General features: G+C 76.6%; 16 protein-coding genes and 2 pseudogenes. 8 read left to right on the top strand and 10 right to left on the bottom strand.

Annotated features, from left to right (window positions below; translation table 11 throughout):
- Positions 1 to 79: 79 nt before the first annotated feature.
- From OG559_RS20680 to OG559_RS20645, 8 genes and pseudogenes are all read right to left on the bottom strand, one after another.
- Positions 80 to 1339 carry a DNA polymerase IV gene (locus tag OG559_RS20680; protein ID WP_405106077.1) on the bottom strand — a complete coding sequence of 420 codons (1260 nt, stop codon included), beginning with the start codon at positions 1337 to 1339 and terminating at the stop codon, positions 80 to 82.
- A 49-nt stretch (positions 1340 to 1388) separates the two neighbouring features.
- Positions 1389 to 2648, bottom strand: a complete 1260-nt coding sequence (locus OG559_RS20675; protein ID WP_405106075.1) for an alkaline phosphatase family protein — start codon at positions 2646 to 2648, stop codon at positions 1389 to 1391.
- Positions 2645 to 3412: a methyltransferase domain-containing protein gene (locus tag OG559_RS20670; RefSeq protein WP_405106074.1), complete on the bottom strand. Its 768-nt coding sequence runs from the start codon at positions 3410 to 3412 to the stop codon at positions 2645 to 2647. The genes OG559_RS20675 and OG559_RS20670 overlap by 4 nt, the downstream gene beginning before the upstream one ends.
- 78 nt (positions 3413 to 3490) lie before the next feature.
- Complete coding sequence (locus tag OG559_RS20665; protein ID WP_405106072.1) at positions 3491 to 3670, bottom strand: hypothetical protein; 180 nt, start codon at positions 3668 to 3670, stop codon at positions 3491 to 3493.
- A gap of 88 nt (positions 3671 to 3758) precedes the next feature.
- A complete protein-coding gene (locus OG559_RS20660; protein ID WP_405106070.1) occupies positions 3759 to 7121 on the bottom strand; it encodes an error-prone DNA polymerase in 3363 nt (1120 codons plus the stop codon).
- Between the two features lie 90 nt (positions 7122 to 7211).
- Positions 7212 to 8954: a DNA polymerase Y family protein gene (locus tag OG559_RS20655; protein ID WP_405106068.1), complete on the bottom strand. Its 1743-nt coding sequence runs from the start codon at positions 8952 to 8954 to the stop codon at positions 7212 to 7214.
- 146 nt (positions 8955 to 9100) lie between these two features.
- A pseudogene (locus OG559_RS20650) lies at positions 9101 to 9871 on the bottom strand (hypothetical protein); the annotation flags it as partial.
- A 117-nt stretch (positions 9872 to 9988) separates the two neighbouring features.
- Positions 9989 to 10438 (bottom strand): SAV_6107 family HEPN domain-containing protein, encoded by a 450-nt coding sequence (locus tag OG559_RS20645; RefSeq protein WP_405106066.1) that lies wholly within the window; start codon positions 10436 to 10438, stop codon positions 9989 to 9991.
- A 573-nt stretch (positions 10439 to 11011) separates the two neighbouring features.
- Between OG559_RS20645 and OG559_RS20640 the strand changes: the two are divergent.
- From OG559_RS20640 to OG559_RS20610, 7 genes and pseudogenes are all read left to right on the top strand, one after another.
- Positions 11012 to 11857: pseudogene (locus OG559_RS20640) on the top strand (EamA family transporter); the annotation flags it as partial.
- 189 nt (positions 11858 to 12046) lie between these two features.
- Positions 12047 to 12535, top strand: coding sequence for a YbaK/EbsC family protein (locus tag OG559_RS20635; RefSeq protein WP_350882954.1), 489 nt, complete (start codon positions 12047 to 12049; stop codon positions 12533 to 12535).
- Entirely contained in the window at positions 12532 to 13269 is a 738-nt protein-coding gene (locus OG559_RS20630; RefSeq protein ID WP_405106064.1) for a monooxygenase, read from the top strand. The genes OG559_RS20635 and OG559_RS20630 overlap by 4 nt, the downstream gene beginning before the upstream one ends.
- The gene (locus tag OG559_RS20625; protein WP_405106062.1) at positions 13266 to 13856 is read left to right on the top strand and encodes a GNAT family N-acetyltransferase; all 591 of its coding nucleotides are present in this window, start codon (positions 13266 to 13268) and stop codon (positions 13854 to 13856) included. The genes OG559_RS20630 and OG559_RS20625 overlap by 4 nt, the downstream gene beginning before the upstream one ends.
- An 83-nt stretch (positions 13857 to 13939) precedes the next feature.
- Positions 13940 to 14740, top strand: coding sequence for a carotenoid biosynthesis protein (locus OG559_RS20620; protein WP_405116827.1), 801 nt, complete (start codon positions 13940 to 13942; stop codon positions 14738 to 14740).
- Entirely contained in the window at positions 14737 to 15864 is a 1128-nt protein-coding gene (locus OG559_RS20615) for a glycosyltransferase (protein ID WP_405106060.1), read from the top strand. Before OG559_RS20620 ends, OG559_RS20615 begins: the two co-directional genes overlap by 4 nt.
- A gap of 11 nt (positions 15865 to 15875) precedes the next feature.
- Positions 15876 to 17363, top strand: coding sequence for a phytoene desaturase family protein (locus OG559_RS20610; protein ID WP_405106058.1), 1488 nt, complete (start codon positions 15876 to 15878; stop codon positions 17361 to 17363).
- Positions 17364 to 17508: 145 nt separating this feature from the next.
- Here the strand turns inward: OG559_RS20610 and OG559_RS20605 are convergent, their stop codons facing one another.
- Together OG559_RS20605 and metF are read right to left on the bottom strand one after the other, a co-directional pair.
- Positions 17509 to 18198 carry a CDP-alcohol phosphatidyltransferase family protein gene (locus OG559_RS20605; RefSeq protein WP_405106056.1) on the bottom strand — a complete coding sequence of 230 codons (690 nt, stop codon included), beginning with the start codon at positions 18196 to 18198 and terminating at the stop codon, positions 17509 to 17511.
- A gap of 43 nt (positions 18199 to 18241) precedes the next feature.
- Positions 18242 to 19159: a methylenetetrahydrofolate reductase [NAD(P)H] gene (gene metF, locus OG559_RS20600; RefSeq protein ID WP_405106054.1), complete on the bottom strand. Its 918-nt coding sequence runs from the start codon at positions 19157 to 19159 to the stop codon at positions 18242 to 18244.
- Between the two features lie 304 nt (positions 19160 to 19463).
- On the opposite strand from metF, the gene OG559_RS20595 reads away from it, so the two are divergent.
- Positions 19464 to 19907, top strand: a complete 444-nt coding sequence (locus OG559_RS20595; protein ID WP_405106053.1) for a helix-turn-helix domain-containing protein — start codon at positions 19464 to 19466, stop codon at positions 19905 to 19907.
- The last annotated feature ends 50 nt before the right edge of the window (positions 19908 to 19957 follow it).

Here is a 19957-nt window from a genome sequence, read left to right as displayed (position 1 = left end):
GGCCGATAGACCGTGGCAGCCAACCGGCTGCTTACCGCCAAGTCTACGAGGGGGGTCGCGCGTCGGAAAGCGGGACGACCTATGGGCCGGGTGGATTTTCATTTCGCCCTCGGTCGCGACGACGAAGCAGGCTCGCCGGACCTATGACGGACCGCCCGAAACGGGCAGCTGCGGCGTCCGCGGCCGCCTCCGCCTCCCGCCAGCCGCGCTCGGGGGCGCCGAGGGTGAGCTGCTGCGGGGTCTGCTCCGCCGGCGCGAGGCCCTCCAGCCGCACCCCGACGAGGCGGATCCGCTCGCCGGGGTCGAGAACGGTGTAGAGCGCCCATGCGGTGTCGAAGATCTCCCGGGCCGTGTCGGTGGGGACGCCGAGGGTGCGGGAGCGGTTGACCGTGCGGAAGTCGGCCATCCGCACCTTGATCGACACCGTCCGGCCGACCTGGCCGGCCCGGCGCAGCCGGACGCCGACCTTCTCGGCGAGGGCCAGCAGCGCCCGGCGGATCTCCAGCGGATCGCCGACGTCGACGTCGAAGGTAACCTCGGCGCCGATCGACTTCTCCACCTGCTCCGGGGTGACCCGGCGCGGGTCCCGCCCCCAGGCCAGCTCGTGCAGGTGGCCGGCGGCGGCCGCCCCGACCGCCTTGCGGAGCATGCCGAAGGGCGCCTCGGCCAGGTCACCGACGGTGTTCAGCCCCAGCCTGCACAGCGTCTCGGTGGACCGCTCCCCCACCCCCCAGAGCGCGGAGACGGGCAGCGGGTGCAGGAATTCGAGCACCCGGTCGGCGGGCACCACCAGCAGCCCGTCGGGCTTGGCGCGGGTGGAGCCGAGCTTGGCCACGAACTTGCTCGGCGCGACCCCCACCGAGCAGGTCAGCTCCTGCTCCCGCTCGACCCGGGCGCGGATGCGCCGGGCGATCTCGGCCGGTGCACCGAAGAGCCGGCGGGCGCCGGCCACGTCGAGGAACGCCTCGTCGAGCGAGAGCGGCTCGACCAGCGGGGTGACGTCCCGGAAGATCTGCATGACCGCCCGGGAGGCCGCCGTGTACTGCGCGAAGTCGGGCGACAGGTAGACCGCGTGCGGGCAGAGCGCCCGGGCCCGCCCGGTGGGCATGGCGCTGCGGACGCCGTACCGTCGGGCCTCGTAGCTGGCGGAGCTGACCACGCCGCGCGGCCCGACCCCGCCGACCACGACGGGCCGGCCGCGCAGCTCGGGGCGGCGGCGCACCTCGACAGAGGCGAAGAAGGCGTCCATGTCGACGTGCAGGATCGGGCAGCCGGAGTCGTCGCCGTCGGGCCCGAAGCGCGGGTCACCCCCGCGCGGCAACGACTGACTGCGGCCCATCCCCGCAGGCTAGCCCCCGGGTACGACACCCCGGGGGCCGCACGGCGGCTCAGCCGCGGACCACCAGCAGCGGGATCGTCATCTCGGCAGCCGTGTCCGCCCCGTGGTACGCCACCAGGCGCGACTCGATCGGTTTCTCCGACCGGGTGGCCACCACCGCGGACGTGCCCCGGCAGACCACCACCACGTCGCCGACCCGGCGCAGGTGCTCCTCCGGCACCGGGCCGAACAGGCCGGTGGCCACCGCCTCTCCCCGGTGCAGCACCCGGGCCGCGTCGCCGAGCACCGCCGACCAGGCCGCCACCACGTCGTCGGCCGCGCCGGGCTCGACGTGCAGGTAACGGACCCGGGGTTCGCCGGCCAGCACCCGCACCCCGGCCCGCAACCCGGGGTCGGCGTCGAAGTCGACCCGGTCCGCCACCGGCACGTCGAGCTGGCCGTGATCGGCCGTGACCAGCAGCGCGGCGTCCTTCGGGAGGCCGTCGACCAGCCGGGCGAGCAACCCGTCCACCACGGCGGCGGCGACCCGCCACGGCGCGGAGTCGACCCCGCTGAGATGGCCGTGCCGGTCCAGGTCGGGGTGGTATCCGGAGACCAGGTTCGGCCCGGTCCCGGCGGCCAGCGCGGTGAGCATCGCGGCAGCGAGCGCGTCGGCGTCGGCGGCGCCCCGGTAGTCGCCGCCCCGGTTGGCGGCCAGGGTGAGGCCGCTGCCTGCGTACTCGGGACGGCTCACCACGGTCACCGCGACCCCGGCGGCGCGGGCCCGTTCGAACTGGGTGGCGACGGGCTGCCAGCGCAGCGGCTCCGGGTCGCCGGCCCACTCGATGTGGCTGAGCACCCGGTCGGTGCCGGGTACCCGGACCTTGAAGCCGAGCACCCCGTGCGCGCCGGGGGCCACGCCGGTGCCCAGGGTCACCAGGCTGGTCGGGGTGGTCGACGGGAAACCGGAGGTGAGCGGGCGGCCGACGGTCGCGGCCAGCCCGGCCAGGGTCGGGGCGTACGGGGCGGCGGTGGGGATCTGGTACCAGCCGAGCCCGTCGACCAGCAGCACGGCGACCCGCCGCACCCCGGCCAGCCGGGGGGCCAGCCCGAGCAGGTCCACGGCCCCCGGCACCCCGAGCACCGCCAGCGCGCTGGGCAGCACGTCGGCCAGGCTTGCGCCGCCGTACCGGGGCGCGACCGGCTCCAGCGGCGCGACCGGGAACTCCGGCCCCGGCGCCGAGCGGGCCGGCGCGACCGGGAACTCCGGCCCGCCCGACGGCGCCGAGCGGGCCGGATCGCCGGGTAGGGGCGGCACGGGCCCGGTCATACCGGCCGGCGCGCGAACAGATGCAGCTGGGCGGCGAGGTCCCGGTACGGCGGCCGGGCGGCCAGGGCCCGCTCCAACTCGACCAGGGCGGCCGGTTGGCCGTCCGCGACGGCGGCGGGGAGCAGGTCGGCCAGGACGCGTACCCCGTGGATCTCCTCGACCGCGAGGCCCCCGTCGGTGAGCAGCGCCGCGGCGCGGTCGGCGTCGTAGCGCCGACGCAGGGTGTCCGGGGGGCCGGCGGCGCCGGCCGGGTCGGCGGCCACGGCGGCAGCCAGGTCGAGGTGGCCGTTCATCGCCCGGCCGAGCACCGCGGCGGCCTGCCCGGCGACCAGGACGCTGGCCGCGCCGCCCGGGCGCAGCGCGGCGACCAGCGCGGCCACCACCGGCGCGGGGTCGTCGACCACCTCCAGCACGGAGTGGCAGAGCACCAGGTCGACGCTTGCCGGCTCGACCAGCCCGGCGAGCGCGTCGCCGTCGCCCTGCACGGCGCGTACCCGGTCGGCGACGCCGGCCTCGGCGGCCCGGCGGGTCAGCGCGGCGAGGGCGTCGGGGCTGGCGTCGACCACGGTGACCCCGTGCCCGGCCTGGGCCAGCGGCACGGCGAACCCGCCGGTGCCGCCGCCGACGTCGAGGACGGTGAGCCGGTCATCGGCGCGGCGGTCCAATTCGGCCCGGAGCACGGACCAGATGACGGCGGTACGGGGGGTCAACGGCGGGCCGGTGAGCCGGCCACGGGTCTGCTCCACGCGGTCGAGCCTAGTCACCTGGTCCAGCCGCCCGGCGCATCCGGTGGCCGGAGAACGGCGACCGGTGGAGCCGGGCGGGCTCCGGACCGGGTGATGTCAGGACTCGCCACCGCCGGCCGGGTCCTCCTCGGCACGGGACCGGCGGGCGTTGGCCACCGGGCCGTCGGTCACCGAGTATTCGCGAATCTCGGTGGTGTGCGCCGCGACCCAACCGGCATCGAGCCGGGTGCGTCGGGCGTTCGCTACCGCACCGGTGTAAGTGTCGTTACCCGCCACTTGCTCTTACCCCCTCATGGAACCCGGGCGACTCTGCCCGCGCGATCACAAGTCTCCCTCGCGATCGCCCGCCACACTGTAACGTCGGTCACCGGAAGTCGCGGGAGACCGGGGCGACCGGCGGCTCGATCGGGTCGAGCCGGTCGGCGGTGAGGCTGGTCACCCCCTCGTGCCGCTGCAACCGGCCGCGCACCACCAGGGCGGCGCTGGTCCGCGCCACCCACCGGTGGCGCTGCCACAGCCCCGGCGAGCAGGTGACGTTGAGCATCCCGGTCTCGTCCTCCAGGTTGAGGAAGGTGACCCCGCCGGCGGTGGCCGGCCGCTGCCGGTGGGTGACGATCCCGCCGACCCGGATCCGCCGACCCGGCTCCACCCGGCCGAGCCGGGCGATCGGCACCGCGCCGAGGGCGTCGAGGCGGTCCCGGATGAACCGGGCCGGGTGGCTCTCCGGCGACAGCCCGGTCGCCCAGACGTCGGCGACGAGGCGGTCCACCGCCTCCATCCCCGGCAGGGTCGGGGCGGTCGTGCCGGTCACCGTGCCCGGCAGCCGGCCCGGCCGGTCCTGGGCCGCCGCCCCGGCGGCCCAGAGCGCCTGCCGCCGGGTCAGCCCGAAGCAGGCGAAGGCGTCCGCGGTGGCCAGCGCCTCCAGCTGCGCGGCGGTGAGACCCACCCGCCGGGCCAGGTCCGGCATGTCCCGGTACGGCCCGTGCGCCGCCCGCTCCGCCTCGATCCGCTCGGCCACGCCGTCGCCGAGGGTACGCACGCCGCCCAGCCCGAGCCGGACGGCCGGCCCGCCGAGCCCCCACTCGTGCGGGGGCTCCCCGGGCGCGCTGCCCCACCGGGTGGTCGGGGTGGATTCGAGGACGGCCTTCGCGCCACTGGCGTTGACGTCCGACCGGCGAACCTCCACCCCGTGCCGGCGGGCGTCGTCGACCAGGGTCTGCGGCGAGTAGAAGCCCATCGGCTGGGCGTTGAGCAGGGCGGCCAGGAACGGGCCCGGGTGGTAGCGCTTGAGCCACGAGCTGGCGTACACCAGGTAGGCGAAGCTCATCGCGTGGCTCTCCGGGAAGCCGTAGCTGGCGAACGCGGTGAGCTTGCGGTAGACGTCGTCGGCCAGCTCCCCGGCGATGCCCCGCTCGGCCATCCCGGCGTAGAGCCGCTCGGCGATCTGCGCCATCCGCTCCACCGAGCGCTTGGCCCCCATCGCCCGGCGGAGCTGGTCGGCCCCGGCCGCGTCGAAGCCGGCCAGGTCGATGGCGAGCTGCATGAGCTGCTCCTGGAACAGCGGCACGCCGAGGGTCTTCTCCAGCGCGTTGCGCATCAGCGGATGGGCGAACGTCACCGGCTCCTGGCCGTTCTTGCGCCGGATGAACGGGTGCACCGAGCCGCCCTGGATCGGGCCGGGACGGATCAGCGCCACCTCCACCACCAGGTCGTAGAACTCGCGGGGCTTGAGCCGGGGCAGGGTGGCCATCTGGGCGCGGCTCTCCACCTGGAAGACCCCGACCGAGTCGGCCCGGCAGAGCATGTCGTACACCTCTGGGTCGTCCAGCGTCATGTCGCCCAGGTCGAGGGTCTCGCCGATCATGTCGTAGCCGTAGTGCAGGGCGGAGAGCATGCCGAGGCCGAGCAGGTCGAACTTGACCAGGCCGACGGCCGCGCAGTCGTCCTTGTCCCACTGGAGCACGCTGCGGCCGGGCATCCGGCCCCACTCCACCGGGCAGACCTCGATCACCGGCCGGTCGCAGATGACCATCCCGCCGGAGTGGATGCCCAGGTGCCGGGGGAACGTCTGCAACTCGTCGGCGTACGCGACGACCTGCTCGGGGATGCCCTCGACGTCGACCGACGCGACGGAGCCCCAGCGGTCGATCTGCCTGCTCCAGGCGTCCTGCTGGCCGGGCGAGAAGCCGAACGCCTTCGCCACGTCCCGCACCGCCGACCGGGGCCGGTACGAGATGACGTTGGCGACCTGGGCGGTGTGCTCCCGGCCGTACCGGGCGTAGACGTGCTGGATCACCTCCTCCCGGCGGTCGGACTCGATGTCCACGTCGATGTCCGGCGGGCCGTCGCGCTCCGGGGCGAGGAAGCGCTCGAAGAGCAGCCGGTGCCGGACGGCGTCCACGTTGGTGATCCGCAGCGCGTAGCAGACCGCCGAGTTCGCCGCAGACCCCCGGCCCTGGCAGTAGATGTCCTGCTGGCGGCAGAACGTGACGATGTCGTACACCACCAGGAAGTAGCCGGGGAAGCCCAGCTCGTCGATCATCCGCAGTTCGTGGTCGAGCTGCCGGTACGCGTCCGGGTGCGCCCCGGGTGGCCCGTACCGCTCCCGGGCGCCGTCCAGGGTGAGCCGGCGCAGCCAGGTCATCTCGGTGTGCCCCGGCGGCACCGGGTACGCCGGCAGCCGTGGCGCCACGAGCTGGAGGTCGAACGCCAGCTCCGCGCCGAACTCGGCGGCCCGGGCCACCGCACCCGGGTACGCGGCGAACCGGGCCGCCATCTCCTCCCCGCTGCGCAGGTGCGCGGTGGACGCGGCGGGCAGCCAGCCGTCGATCTCGTCCAGGCTGCGCCGGGCCCGCACCGCGGCCAGGGTGGTGGCCAGCCGGCGCCGGCCCGGCGTGGCGTAGTGCACGTTGTTCGTGGCCACCGTGGGCAGCCCCGCCCCGGCGGCCAGCTCGGCGAGGGCGTCGTTGCGGTCGGCGTCGACCGGATGGCCGTGGTCGGTCAGCTCCACCGCCACCGTGTCCGCGCCGAACAGCGCGGTCAGCCGGTCCAGCTCCCGGGCCGCCGCGTCGACGCCCTCGGTGAGCAGCGCCGCAGGCACGTGCCCCTTGCGGCAGCCGGTGAGCACCAGCACGTGGTCGCGCAGCTCGGCGGCGACCTCCTCCAACTCGCCGTAGTCCGGGCGGCCCTTCTCCCCGCCGCGTAGCTGGGCGCGGGCGATGGTACGGGCCAGCCGGGCGTACCCCTCGGGGCCGTGGGCGAGGGCGAGCAGGTGGGCGCCGTGCGGGTCAGGCTCGCCGTTCTGCGGGCCGGGCAGGCCCAGCGACAGCTCCGCGCCGATCACCGTGGGCAGTCCCAGCGCACGGGCCGACTCGGCGAAGCGGACCACGCCGTAGAAGCCGTCGTGATCGGTGACGGCGAGCGCGGTGAGCCCGAGCCGGGCCGCCTCCTCAGCCAGTTCCCCGGGGTGGCTGGCCCCGTCCAGGAAGCTGAAGTTGCTGTGCGCGTGCAACTCGGCGTAGGGCACCGCGCCGCCGGGGTGGAGCAGCTCCGACGGCCGGGACGGCTCCTGCCGGTGCCCCCGGGCCGGCGCGTCGCCCCCGTCGGCGTCGACGGCGAGTGGATCCACCACGTGCAGGTGCCGCCCACCCGCCATCGCGCCGCCGGACCGCCCGGAGAGCACCCGCTCCAACTCCGCCCACTGCATCCGCGGATTGTGGAAACTCACCACGCCCCCGGTTCGGCGGAGATCTTGGAAGATTCCGGCCCCTGGAGGGGCCGGAATCTTCCAAGATCTGCAGGTAGGGCGGCCCGTCGGTCAGTCATAGATGGCCTCCACCAGCCACTGGCCGGCCTCGACGGCGAGGAGGAGGGCGGCCCCGTCGGCCAGGCAGACCTGGAACCGGGCCCGGCGGCGGGCCTCGGCCGGCGCCCACCAGCGCTCGTCCACCGGCCACGGGCCGGCCCAGCCGACGATGTCCACCGGACGGGCCGTGCCGACCACCAGTCGGGCGGGGGCGGCGCTCACCTGGAGCCGGGCGCTGACCCCGACCGGCTCGCCGACGGCGTCGTACACCGTCGCGGCCAGCGGCGCGGGGAGCACCACGGCCGGCGCGGGCGGCGGAAGGCGTCCCGGCCACGGAGGAACACCGGGTCCGGTGGCACCACCGACCCCGACGGCGGACCCGACGACACCACCAGCTCCGACAGCACCACTGGACCCGGTGACACCGCCGGACCCGACAGCACCGCCGGACCCGGTGACACCGCCGGACCCCGCCGGTTCCACCGGTGCCGGCAGGGCATCCTGGCCCGGCCAGGTGGGCTCGCCCGGGCGGGCGGGCAGCCGCTCGTCGCCCCAGGGCACCAGCCGCACCTGGTCGGCCGGGGACCGCCCGCCGCCGAGCACCGCCGTGACCACCGCCTCGGGGCCGAGGATGCCCTGCACCCGGCTCAGCGCCCGGTGCGCCCGCTCCCGCTCCTCGCCCGCCTCCCCCCACAGCCCGGGTTGCAGGCCGGCCTGGGCGAGCACCCCGTCGGGCACCAGCCGCAACCGGATGATCCCGGCTGTCGGCCGGGCCGGGCGGGCGCCGGGCCGCCCGGTGCTGCCGGAGAGCCAACCGTCGAGCTGCCACCGCACCCGGTCGGCGATGGCCGCGGCGGTGAGCAGGCCGTCGTGCCGCCAGACCCGGTGCAGCTCCTGGCCGTGTGCGGTAACCGCCTCGATGCCGAGCCGGGTGCAGGCCAGGCCGTGCGCGGCCAGCCGGTCGTGCAACCGCTCGGCCAGCGCACGGGCGGCGAAGGCCGCCGCGTCCACTCGGTCGATCGGCTCGTCGTGGTCGGCGGTGACCGCCAGTTCGGCCGGGGGCTGACGGACGGCCAACGGCCGGTGGTCCCGGCCGGCGGCGAGCCGGTGGGCCAGCGCACCGTCGAACCCGAACCGGGCCAGCACGTCCCCCGCCGGCAGCGCGGCGAAGTCCCCGAGGGTACGGACACCGAGCCGACGCAGCAGGTCGGCCAGGGCCGGCCGGCCGAGTGCCTCCACCGGCAGGCCCGCCAGGAACCCGGGCGTGCCGCCGGCGGGCACCACCTGTCCGACGCGGGCGGCGAGGCCTGCGGCGAACACCCCGTCGGCGATCCCCACCTGGCTCTCCACCGCGCAGGTCTGCGCGACGTGCTCGACGAGCCGCTCGGCGGCTGGCTCCTCGCCGCCGAGATAGCGGCTCGGACCCCGCGCGCCCAGCGCGCAGGCGCCCGGGCGGACCACCTCGACCCCGGCGGCGACCTCCTCGACCGCGGCGACCACCGGCTCGAACGCCCGGGCGTCCCGGCCCGGGTCGTGGTCGACGACGGTCAGCTGCGGGCAACGCCCCTGTGCCTCCCGCTTGCGCAGCCCTCGACGGACGCCCTCGGCGCGGGCCCGCTCGGAGCAGGCGACCACCCGATTGGCGTGCAGCACGGCGACCGGCCCGATGGCCGGTACCCCGTCGACGATCTCGGCGGCCAGCACCGGCCAGTCCGGGCACCAGAGCAGCAGCGTGCGCGTCGGCACCCCGGTCACCCGGGACCGACCACGGCAAGCCCGCCACGGTCGGGCGGGAAGTCGGAGGCGGACGCACCACGATGGTCCGCCCCGTCGCGACGGGGCGGGACGTCGCGGACGAGCCCGCCACGGGCGGGCGGGACGTCGAGGGCGGGCGGGACGTCGAGGGCGGGCGGGACGTCGAGGGCGGGCGGGAACACCGGGGACACCGGCCGGAGCCGGCCGGCGGCCGACCGGCCGGTGACGGAGGCGGCCGGGACGGCTGCCGGGCGGGGGATGACCCGGGTGAGCCCGTCGCCGGGGAGCCAGACCTTGATCTCCTTGGGCCGGGCGGCCGCGCCCCGCCCCCGGGCGGAGACGGTGACCTCGCGCCGACGCAGCCGGCCCCGGCCCTGTCCCAGCCCCTCCCAGACGCCCCGGACCACCTGCAACGTGATGTCCGCGCCGTCCCAGCGGCCGTACGGGACGAGCACGCTGCCCCGCTGCCGGGCCCGGGCGGCCAGCCGGTTGGCGACCGAAGCCGAGACGGTGGCCGGCACGGCGGCCACCACGACGTCGACCCCGTCGATCAGCGCGGCGACGACGGTGGGCCACTCCGGCCCCGGCTGCGGCACCAGGGCGAGCCGGTCCAGGGCGAGCCCGGCCTCGGCCGCCGCGCCCGCGCCGAAGGTCGGCACCCCCACCACGGCGCACCACGAGCCGGCTCGGGACGCCTCGGCGAGCAGCGCCAGCAGCAGCGACGTGCCGCCGCTACGCCGGGGCTGGCCGGTGGCGACCGCGATCGTGCTGCCCCGGCGCAGCCCTCGGTTGGGCAGCAGGCCGGTCAGCTCGGGGGGCACCGGGAGCACCCGCTGCCCGCCGGCCGGGTCCGGCGCGCTCGCCGGGCGTACCAGGCCCGCGAGCGCGGCGGAACCGATCACCATTCGGCCCGCCATCGGACCTACCCCCCGTCGTGCTCGTCGTGCCGGAATCGGAGCCCTGCGCGGGCTGGGCGGAGGCCGCCCCTCCGGGGGCAGCGCCCGCCGGGCGGCGCTCGTTCAGGCGGCGCTCGTTCAGGCGGCCAGGCCGTCGAGCGCCGGCTGATGGGCCAGCCCGAGGGTGCTCTCCACCACCGTCACGAACTGCTCGGCCGCCCGGAGCAGGTCGTCTGCCTGCCGGGCGGTGACCACCCGGGGGATGCCGGCCTCGGCCGCGGCGCGCTTGCTGGCACCGGCGGCGAAGAACGCCGCCCACTCGTCGAGCTCGGGGGCGACGGTGGAGAGCAGGACCCAGACGCTGGTGATCCGGTTGCGCCGGGCCGGGGCGGGACGGGCCCGGGCTGCGAGCAGGGCTGCGGCGGCACGGAGCGCCGCCAGGTGGGCCGCCGCGTAGCGCAGCCCGTCCGGGCCGGTCCGGGCGGCTTCGGTCAGCCCGTGGCGGGCCACCGCGAGAAGCTGGGCCGGGGTGCGGTGCGGCAGCACATGTGCCGGCACCGTCGGTGGCTGGGCCGGGTTGGTCGGCATGGGCTGTCTCCTCCACGTGGCCGGGGCGGGGCGCGGGCGACCGGGGCCGCCGGCGCACGGGCCGTCGAGTGGTGCGGAGGAAGACGCACCGTTGGGGGGCCGGCCGGGTGTGGACGCTTCCCCACACCACACCCGGCCGGCGTACCGGCGGGTTCGTCGCCCGCCGCCCGGGGGTCGTGGGCGGCGGGCGACGCTCCTGCCTGACGGGCCCGGACTCGCGACTGCCCGGGACCCAGGTGCGGCCCGCGGAGCCGCACCGCCCGGGGCCGGTGCCGCGAAACACCGCCCGGGCTGTTGGAACGAATGTTCTAGACAATCGAACACTCGTTCTAACTGCTGCTGACAGTACACCCCGTGCCAGACGAAAATGCAACGTACGGCGGACGGGCGCGGTGCAGCGACAACGACCGGTCGGCCCCACGCGCCGGACCGGCTCCCCGCACCCGACGAGGCCCGACCGCCCGGTGCCCGCGCGGGGCGCGGACGGGTAACGAGCGCCCACCCCTACGCCCCTGACGACCACGGCGCTAGCCTCTGCTCGTGACGACCCCCCGCCCCGCCCTCGGCGTCGCCATGGTGCTCGGCTCGGGAGCCCTGTTCGCCGTCAACGGCACGGTCTCCAAGCTGGTGCTCCGGGCCGGCCTGAACGCCCAGCAGCTCACCCTGCTGCGCGCGCTCGGCGCCGTCGCGGGCCTGCTCCTGCTGAGCCTGGTGCTGCGCCCGGGCGTGCGCCGGCTCCGGACCACCCCCCGGCAGATCCCGCTGCTGGTCGCGTACGGCCTGACCGGCTTCTTCCTGGTGCCGATGCTCTACTTCGTCGCCATCTCCCGGCTGCCGGTCGGCCTCGGCCTGCTGTTCGAGTACTCCGCCCCGCTGCTGGTCGCCCTCTGGGCCCGGTTCGGCCAGCGACACCGGGTCCGCCCCCGGCTCTGGGCCGGCCTGGCACTGAGCCTCGCTGGGCTGGGCTGCGTGGCCGAGGTGTGGGGCGAGCTGAAGCTGGACGGGCTCGGCATCCTCGCCGGCCTCGGCGCGGCGGTCTTCCTGGCCGTCTACTACGTGCTCGGCGCGCGTGGCGTGCAGGGGCGGGACACCCTGTCGCTGTGCACCTGGGCGTTCGGCGCGTCCGCCGTGGCCGGGTTGCTCACCCGGGCGGTCACCGCCGGCACCGGCGGCTGGGAGCCGTTGACCGGCAGCGCGGCGGGCGTCCCGGTCGCCCTGCTCTGCGGGTACGTGGTGGTGCTCGGCTCGATCGTGCCGTACCTGCTGGTGGCGGGCGCGATGCGGCACCTGCCGGCGACCAGCGTCGGGATCGTCGGCATGGTGGAGCCGGTACTCGCCGCGGCGGTCGCCTGGGTGGTCATCGGCGACGGCGAGACGCTCAACACCGCACAACTCGGCGGCGGGATGCTGGTGCTGCTCGGGGTGGCGCTGGCCGAGACGGCCCGGGTGGCCACACCCCGGGCGGCCACGCAGCCCGCGCCCGACACCGTCACGCTCGACCCGGCCCCGCCCGCCCGGCCGCTCAAGGGGCCGGGGAACGAGCGGGCCGGACGAGGCTCTGGCCGCCCCTGGGAGCTGGGCGGGAACGGGCCGGGAAGAATAGGCGTCATGCAGTCACACCCGAACGTACGGGCGATGCGGGAGGCCCTCGACGCCGCGGGCGCGCTCGACGGCGCCGGCCGACCCAGCGCGGTCCGCCTGCTGCCCGAGGCGGTGCACACCGCCGCCGCGGCGGCCGAGGCGCTCGGCGTGGGCGTCGGCGCCATCGCCAACTCGCTGGTCTTCGCCGCCGACGACGCCCCGCTGCTGGTGCTCACCTCCGGCGCGCACCGGGTGGACACGGCCGGCCTGGCCGCGTCCCTCGGGGTCACCCACCTGCGCCGGGCCACCCCCGAGTTCGTCCGGCAGCACACCGGCCAGGTGATCGGCGGGGTCGCCCCGCTCGGCCACCCCGCGCCGCTGCGCACCCTGGTCGACACCGCCCTGGAGGGGTACGACGAGGTCTGGGCGGCCGGCGGGGTGCCCCGGGCGGTCTTCCCCACCACGTACGCGGAGCTGCTCCGGATCACCGCCGGCACCCCGGCCGAGGTGGCGTGAGCGGCGTACCCGAGCTTGTCACCCTGCACGTCTGGCGGATTTCTCGGGCGGCGCTGCCCGGGGCGCTGGCCCGGATGGCGACGCACCCGACGCGGCTGCGCCGCACCGACGGGGTGCGGTTCGGCAAGGTGCTCGGCACCGGAACCGGCACCGGCTTCGGCCCCGGCGACGCCGACCTGACCCGCTGGGCGGCGCTGGCCGTCTGGGACTCACCGGCCGCCGCGGCCGGCTTCGCCGACTCGCCCGTGGGCCGCTCCTGGGCGCGCGTCGCCCGTTCCTCGGCCCGGGTGGACCTGCGCCCGCTGACCAGCCGGGGCGAGTGGTCCGGGCGGCGGCCGTTCGGCGAGCCGTCCGGCGGCCGGGTCGCCGGCCCGGTGCTGGCGCTGACCCGGGCCCGGCTGCGGGCCCGCCGGGCGGCCACCTTCTGGCGGGCGGTGCCGCCGGTGGCCGCCGCCCTGCACGCCGCGCCCGGCCTGCTGGCCCGGTTCGGCGTCGGCGAGGCCCCGCTGGGTTGGCAGGGCACGGTCAGCGTGTGGCGCGACACGACGGACCTCGTCGCGTTCGCGTACCGTCACCCCGAGCACCGCGCCGCGATCACGCGCACCCCCACTGCGGGGTGGTACGCGGAGGAACTCTTCGCGCGGTTCGAGGTGCGCGACGTGGTCGGCGACCGGTCGGTGCTGGGTTGGGTCGCCGACGGCGATCCGGAGACGGCGAAGGATGGACGGGCATGAGGTTGGTGCGCTGGACGCCGGACGACCTGGTCCGGCGGCTGGACGACGTGGTGGCCGTCTACGGCGAGGCGATGAACTACCGGACGGACCTGTTGGCGGCCCGGCGCGGCTACATCGCCACCCACGTGCGCCGCCCCGGCTTCCGCGCCGTCGCCAGCCTCACCTCCGAGGGCCACCTGGCCGGCTTCGGGTACGGATACCTCGGCGCGGCGGGCCAGTGGTGGCACGACCAGGTGCACGGGGCGCTGGACGGCGACGCCCGGCGGCGCTGGCTCGCCGACTGCTTCGAGGTGGTCGAGCTGCACGTCCGGCCGCCCGCGCAGGGGCACGGCCTGGGCGCCCGCCAGCTCACCGCCCTGCTCACCATGGCACCGGGCAGCACCACCCTGCTGTCCACCCCGGAGGCCGACGAGCAGCACTCCCGCGCCTGGCGGCTGTACCGCCGGTTCGGCTTCGTCGACGTGCTGCGCCACTTCCACTTCCCCGGCGACGAGCGCCCGTTCGGCATCCTCGGCCGGGACCTCCCACTCACCCCGCAGGCCCCCGTGGACCGGGCGGCCGCCGCCCCGGGCCCGGGCGTGCCGTGACCCGACCCCGACCACCTCGACCCCGGCTGTCCTGGGCCGGGCCGGACCGCCAGCTACCCCGAGCTGGGCTTAACCGGGCCGGGCTGGACCGCCGGCTGCCCTGGGCCGGGCTGGGCGTGCTGGTCCTGGCCCAGATCTGCTACCCGCTCACCACCGGCGCCACCCGGGCCGGGCTGACCGTGGCCACCGTCGTGCTCGGGTGCCTGCTCTCGGTCGGTCACGCGCTGCTGAGCCGGGGGCCCCGCGCGGCGGCGGCGCTGGTCGCCGTGGCCGCCGGCGGCGGCTTCGCGATCGAGGCCCTGGGAGTGGCCACCGGCTTCCCGTTCGGCAGCTACGACTACTCCGGCGAGCTGGGCCCGAAGCTGGCCGGGGTGCCCCTGATCATCCCGCTCGCCTGGACGTGGATGGCCTGGCCGGCCTGGCTGACCGCGGCCCGACTCACCCCGCCCGGGGTCGGCCGGGTGGCGCTCGCAGCCGTCGGGCTGGCCGCCTGGGACCTCTTCCTCGACCCGCAGATGGTCGCCGAGGGCTACTGGGTGTGGCGGGACGCCACCACGGTGCTGCCCGGCCTGCCCGGCGTGCCGGTCAGCAACTACCTCGGCTGGCTGTTGTTCGCGGTGTTGCTGATGGCGGCGCTGCGCCCGCTGGCCGGGCCGGTGGTCGACCACGCGGACTCCCGGGACGCCCCGATGTTCGCGCTCTACCTGTGGACGTACCTGTCCAGCATCCTGGCCCACGCGGTCTTCCTCGGCCTGCCCGCCTCGGCGGTGTGGGGCGCGGCCGGGATGGCGGTGGCCGCCGTGCCGCTGGCCCTGGCACTGCGCCGGGAACACCGGGAACGCCGAAGGCGCCGGCCGCCCCGGCCGGTCGACGCCACCGCATGACCGGCGTCCTGCTGCTGGTCGCGGGCGTCGCCGGGCTCACCCTGCACACCTGGGTCAACGCCACCCGGTGGCTGCGCCGCCCCGCCGACGGGCCGGTCGAGGTCGCCGAGACCGTCGCGGTGCTGCTGCCGCTGCGCGACGAGGCCGCCCGGGTCACCCCGTGCCTGCGGGCGCTGCTCGCCCAGCGGGGCGTGCCCGACCTGCGGATCGTGGTGCTCGACGACGGCTCGACCGACGGCACCGCCGACGTGGTCCGCGCGGTGGCCGGCGACGATCCCCGGGTCGCCCTGCTCACCGGGGTCGCCCCGCCGCCGGGTTGGCTGGGCAAGCCGCACGCCTGCCACCAGCTCGCCACCCGGGCCGGCCCGGCCGCCACCGTGCTGGCGTTCGTCGACGCCGACGTGGTGCTCGCCCCGTACGCGGTGGCGGCGGCGGTGGCGGAGCTGCGCGCCGCGCGGGTGACGCTGCTGTCGCCGTACCCCCGGATCGTGGTGGCGACGGCGGCCGACCGGCTGGTGCAGCCGCTGTTGCAGTGGCTGTGGCTGACCTTCCTGCCGTTGCGGGCGATGGAGCGCTCGCCGCGGCCGTCGCTGGCCGCGGCCGGCGGGCAGTTCCTGGTGGCGAACCGGGCCGGGTACGACGCGGCCGGCGGGCACGCCGCCGTGCGCGCGCGGGTCCTGGAGGACATCGAGCTGGCCCGGGCGGTCAAGCGGTCCGGCGGCCGGATCGCCCTCGCCGACGGCTCCCGGCTGGCCACCTGCCGGATGTACGACGACTGGCCGCAGCTGCGCGACGGCTACACCAAGTCGCTGTGGGCCACGTTCGGCCACCCGGGCGCGGCTGCGGCCGTGCTGGCCCTGCTGCTCCTGCTGTACGCCGCTCCCCCGCTGATCGCGCTGGTCGCCCTCGCGGCCGGCGCGCCGGCGGTCGCGGCGCTGGCGTCGCTCGGCTACCTGCTCGGGGCCGCCGGGCGGGCGGTCAGCGCCCGGGCGACCGGCGGCCGGTGGTGGCCCGACGCGCTCGGCCACCCCGTGTCGGTCGTGGTCCTCGGTTGGCTGACCCTGCGGTCGTACCATCTGCGGAAGCGGCGCCGCCTGTCCTGGCGAGGCCGCCCGGTCAGCTAGGAGGGCACGTCATGGCGCGGATCGTGGTCGTCGGCGCCGGGGTGGGCGGGTTGGCCACCGCCGCCCGGTTGGCCGCCACCGGGCACGAGGTGACCGTCTTCGAGCGGGCCGACACCGTCGGCGGCAAGCTCGGCCGGTACGTCCACGACACCCCCGACGGGTCGTTCCACTTCGACACCGGGCCGAGTCTGCTCACCCTGCCGGAGGTCTTCCACGACCTGTTCGAGGCGACCGGGGCGAAGCTCGACGAGTACCTCGACCTGGTCCCGGTGGACCCGATCGTCCGGCACGTCTTCCCCGACGGGGCCACGCTCGACTCGTGCGCCGACCCGGCGGAGTTCGCCGCCCGCGTCGGGGCGGCGTTCGGCGACCGGGCCGCCGCCGACTGGCAGCGGCTGTGGCGACGCGCCGCCCGGGTCTGGGACGCCTCGCACTCCGACGTCCTGAGCCGGGCCGTCGACTCCCCGCTGGACCTCGCCGGGCTGGCCTGGCGGCTGGGCGACCTCGCCGCGATCGGGCCCGGCCGCACCCTGCGCGGGCTGGGCCGCCGACACCTGTCCGACCCCCGGCTGCGGATGCTGCTGGACCGGTACGCCACCTACACCGGGGCCGACCCCCGCCGGGCCCCGGCCGCGCTGGTCGCCGTGCCGTACGCCGAGCTGACGTTCGGCGGCTGGTACCTGCGCGGCGGCCTGGGCACCCTCGCCGACGCGCTGCTGACCCGGTGCCTGGACCTCGGCGTGGTCGTGCGGACCGGCACCGCGGTCACCCGGATCGACGCCGCGGGCGGCCGGGTGCACGGGGTACGCCTGGCCGGCGTCGCCGCGCCCGTCCCCGCCGACGTGGTGGTGGCCAACGTGGACGCGCTGACCGTCTACCGGGACCTGCTGCCCAGCCCGCGCCGGCTGGCCGGGCTCACCGACCGCAGCCTCGCCGGCTTCGTGCTGCTGCTCGGGGTGACCGGTGACACCGGGCTGGCCCACCACAACGTGTTCTTCCCGCGCGACTACGACGCCGAGTTCGACGCGGTCTTCGGCCACCCGGGGCGCGGGATCCGGGCCCGTCCCGCGCCCGACCCGACGGTCTTCGTCACCGTCGCCGACGACCCGGCCGTCCGCCCCGAGGGCCACGAGGCGTGGTTCGTGCTGGTCAACGCCGCCCGGCACGGCACCGCCACCGGGGCGGTGGACTGGCGCCGGCCGGGGCTCGCCGACGCGTACGCCGACCGGGTCCTCGACGTGCTCGCCGAGCGGGGCGTGGACGTGCGGGACCGGCTGGCGTTCCGGGAGGTCCGCACCCCGGCCGACCTGGACGCCACCACCGGCGCGCCCGGCGGGTCGATCTACGGCACGGCCGGCGGCCTGCTCCGCCCGGCCAACCGGGGCCCGGCGGCCGGCCTCTGGCTCGTCGGCGGCTCCACCCACCCGGGCGGCGGCCTCCCGATGGTCGCCCTCTCCGCGCAGATCGTCGCCGACGAGATCGGCCCCGCCTGGGCCTAAGAGAAGCCGATCGCACCCATCGCCCCGCGCCCACAACCCCAAGATCCCTCGCAGTTTCACGGAAAGAGTGGCCTCCAGGCTCGTCGAGGCCACTCTTTCCGTGAAAGTGCATGACGTCGGGGGCGTGGGGTGAGGTGGGGTGTCGTCAGTCGGCGTCGATGAGGGCGCGGCGGACGGTGGAGAGGAGTTGGCCCAGGCCGAAGCCGGCGAGCAGCACCCAGACGGCGGTGGCCATGGTGATGGTGCCGGCGGTCAGGTCCGGGTCGATCAGTCCGGCCAGCCCGGCCAGCAGCAGCCCGACCAGGGCCACGCAGACCCGGGTGGGACGCTCCCCCACGGTGACCACGCTGATCTCCCGCATCCCGGCCGAGACCGCCCGGGCCCGGACGTACTCGTGCAGCCAGGACAGCCCGCCCGCGGCTACGACCAGCGGGCCCGGCGCGCCCAACAGCCAGAACGCGGCCAGCCAGGCGACCTCGCCGAGCCGGTCGGCCACGGAGTCGTAGACGTACCCGAGCCGGGTGGTGCGGTTGGTGGCGACCGCCACCGCACCGTCGACGCTGTCGGCCACCGAGGCGGCCAGCACGAACAGCGCCCCGATGATCGGCCCGTTCACGGGCCGGACGGCGAACAGCGGTACGCAGAGGCAGAGCAGCACGCCCGCCACGGTGACCGCGGTCGGGGCGACCCGCAGCCGGCCCAGCACGTACCCGACGTGGTAGGCGAACCGCAGCCAGGCGCGGACCACCGGGGCCGCCACCCGGGGATCGAAGCCCCCGTGCAGCCGCGCCCACGCCGTCGCGTATTCGTCCCAGTTCAGCTGACTGCCCACCACGGAACAACCGTCGCACCGGCGCTCAGGTGTCGCGCCACGGGGGTCACACCCGGGTGTCGACCTGCAACTGCTGCCAGACCTCCCGGGTCGCGGTGGACCGGTTGAGGGTGATGAAGTGAATCCCGGGGATGCCCTCGTCCAGCAGTCGTCGGCACATCTCGGCCGCCTGCTCGATGCCGAGCCGGCGGACCGCCTCCGGGTCGTCGGCGACCTGGGCGAACCGCGCGGCCAGGGCCGGCGGGAACGGCGCCCCGGAAAGCTGCGCCGAACGCTCGATGGTGCTCAGCTGGGTGACCGGCATCACCCCGGCCAGAATGGGGGTGGCGCAGCCGGCCGCCGCCACCCGGTCGCGCAGCCGCAGGTAGTCGTCGGCGTCGAAGAACATCTGGGTGATCGCGAACTCCGCACCGGCCTGGCACTTGCGGACGAAGTTCGCGGTGTCGCCGGCCACGTCGGCCGAGCGCGGGTGCTTGTACGGAAAGGCGGCCACCCCGACGCTGAAGTCGCCGGCGTCGCGGACCAGCCGGACCAGGTCCTCGGCGTAGAGCACGCCCTCGGGGTGGCGGACCCACTCCCCGCCCGGGTCGCCCGGCGGGTCGCCCCGCACCGCCAGAATGTTGCGCACCCCGACGCCGGCCAGCCGGCCGATGACGTTGCGCAGCTCGGCGACGGAGTGGTTGACCGCGGTCAGGTGCGCCATCGGCAGCAGGGTGGTCTCGGTGGCGATCCGCTCGGTCACCGCGACCGTGGTGTCCCGGGTCGACCCGCCGGCCCCGTAGGTGATCGACACGAACGACGGGCGCAGCGACTCCAGCTCGCGGATCGCCTGCCAGAGCAGCCGCTCGCCCTGCGGGGTCTTCGGCGGGAAGAACTCGAACGAGAAGGTGGGCTGACGGTCGCGGATCAGCTCCCCGATCGCCGGCTGCGGATTGGGGAGGACCGAGGGAAGACCGAGCGCCACGCCTGAACTCTAGCGGCCGGCACCTGCCGGGCCCAGAGCTTTCCCACCTGGCGCGACCGCACCAGGATCCGCGAGACGGAACCGGTCGTCCCGGTGCCCGGAAGGCGGGCCGTACCGGCCCTGCGGTTCCTCTCGCACCACGCCACGACGGCCACCGTCGTACCCCCGGAGTAGACAGGTGGGCAGCGCGGACGGGGCTGGCTCCCGGGGGCCCGCGCGGGGGTCAGCACCGACCGGCGGCGTCCGGTCCCGCCCGTTCTGGCAGGTCGACGCCGCCACCGCGCCGACCCCTCCCGGAGGACCGATGACGCCGCCCATGCCACCCGGCCCCGAGCCGCTCGGGCCGCTGCTCGCCCGGCTCCGGTTGGCCCGGGGCCGCAGTCAGCAGTTCCTCGCCGCCGAGCTGTGCGCCGCCTCGGGCGTGCCCACGCTGAGTCGGCACGAGGTGTCGCGCTGGGAGCGGCAGCTCCGCGTGCCGGGGGACTTCTGGCTGGGGTGGCTGGCAGTGACCCTCGCCGTGCCGGTCGAGCTGCTGGCCGAGGCCGCCGAGCACAGCCGGCCAGCGCGCCGGGGCACGCCGCCGGCCGGCCCGGCACGCCCGCGAGCCGGCGGTACGGCGACACGCCGCCCTCGCCTGCGCGGCGGCCCGTCACCTGCCCCGACCGGCGCCACCACCCGACCGGCGCCACCGTCCGGTCGGCCCGTCCACCGGGCGGGCCGGCGATCACCGCCCGCGACCAGGCGCTGACTCCGGCGCGACGGCGCTCGGCAGCCGGGGTGGCCTACGGCGCGCCACGG

Origin of the sequence: Micromonospora sp. NBC_01405 (assembly GCF_045040155.1) — a bacterium.
GTDB lineage: Bacteria > Actinomycetota > Actinomycetes > Mycobacteriales > Micromonosporaceae > Micromonospora.
Note: the sequence above shows the minus strand (reverse complement) of the source record. Positions and strands in the feature narration are given on the sequence as shown.

What these genes read in the sequence shown, in the direction of transcription:
- OG559_RS20675 (WP_405106075.1), bottom strand. Translation starts at nt 2,648, where the DNA reads ATGACCGGGCCCGTGCCGCCCCTACCCGGCGATCCGGCCCGCTCGGCG.
- OG559_RS20615 (WP_405106060.1), top strand. Translation starts at nt 14,737, where the DNA reads ATGACCGGCGTCCTGCTGCTGGTCGCGGGCGTCGCCGGGCTCACCCTG.
- OG559_RS20645 (WP_405106066.1), bottom strand. Translation starts at nt 10,438, where the DNA reads ATGCCGACCAACCCGGCCCAGCCACCGACGGTGCCGGCACATGTGCTG.
- OG559_RS20610 (WP_405106058.1), top strand. Translation starts at nt 15,876, where the DNA reads ATGGCGCGGATCGTGGTCGTCGGCGCCGGGGTGGGCGGGTTGGCCACC.
- OG559_RS20595 (WP_405106053.1), top strand. Translation starts at nt 19,464, where the DNA reads ATGACGCCGCCCATGCCACCCGGCCCCGAGCCGCTCGGGCCGCTGCTC.
- OG559_RS20680 (WP_405106077.1), bottom strand. Translation starts at nt 1,339, where the DNA reads ATGGGCCGCAGTCAGTCGTTGCCGCGCGGGGGTGACCCGCGCTTCGGG.
- OG559_RS20625 (WP_405106062.1), top strand. Translation starts at nt 13,266, where the DNA reads ATGAGGTTGGTGCGCTGGACGCCGGACGACCTGGTCCGGCGGCTGGAC.
- OG559_RS20635 (WP_350882954.1), top strand. Translation starts at nt 12,047, where the DNA reads ATGCAGTCACACCCGAACGTACGGGCGATGCGGGAGGCCCTCGACGCC.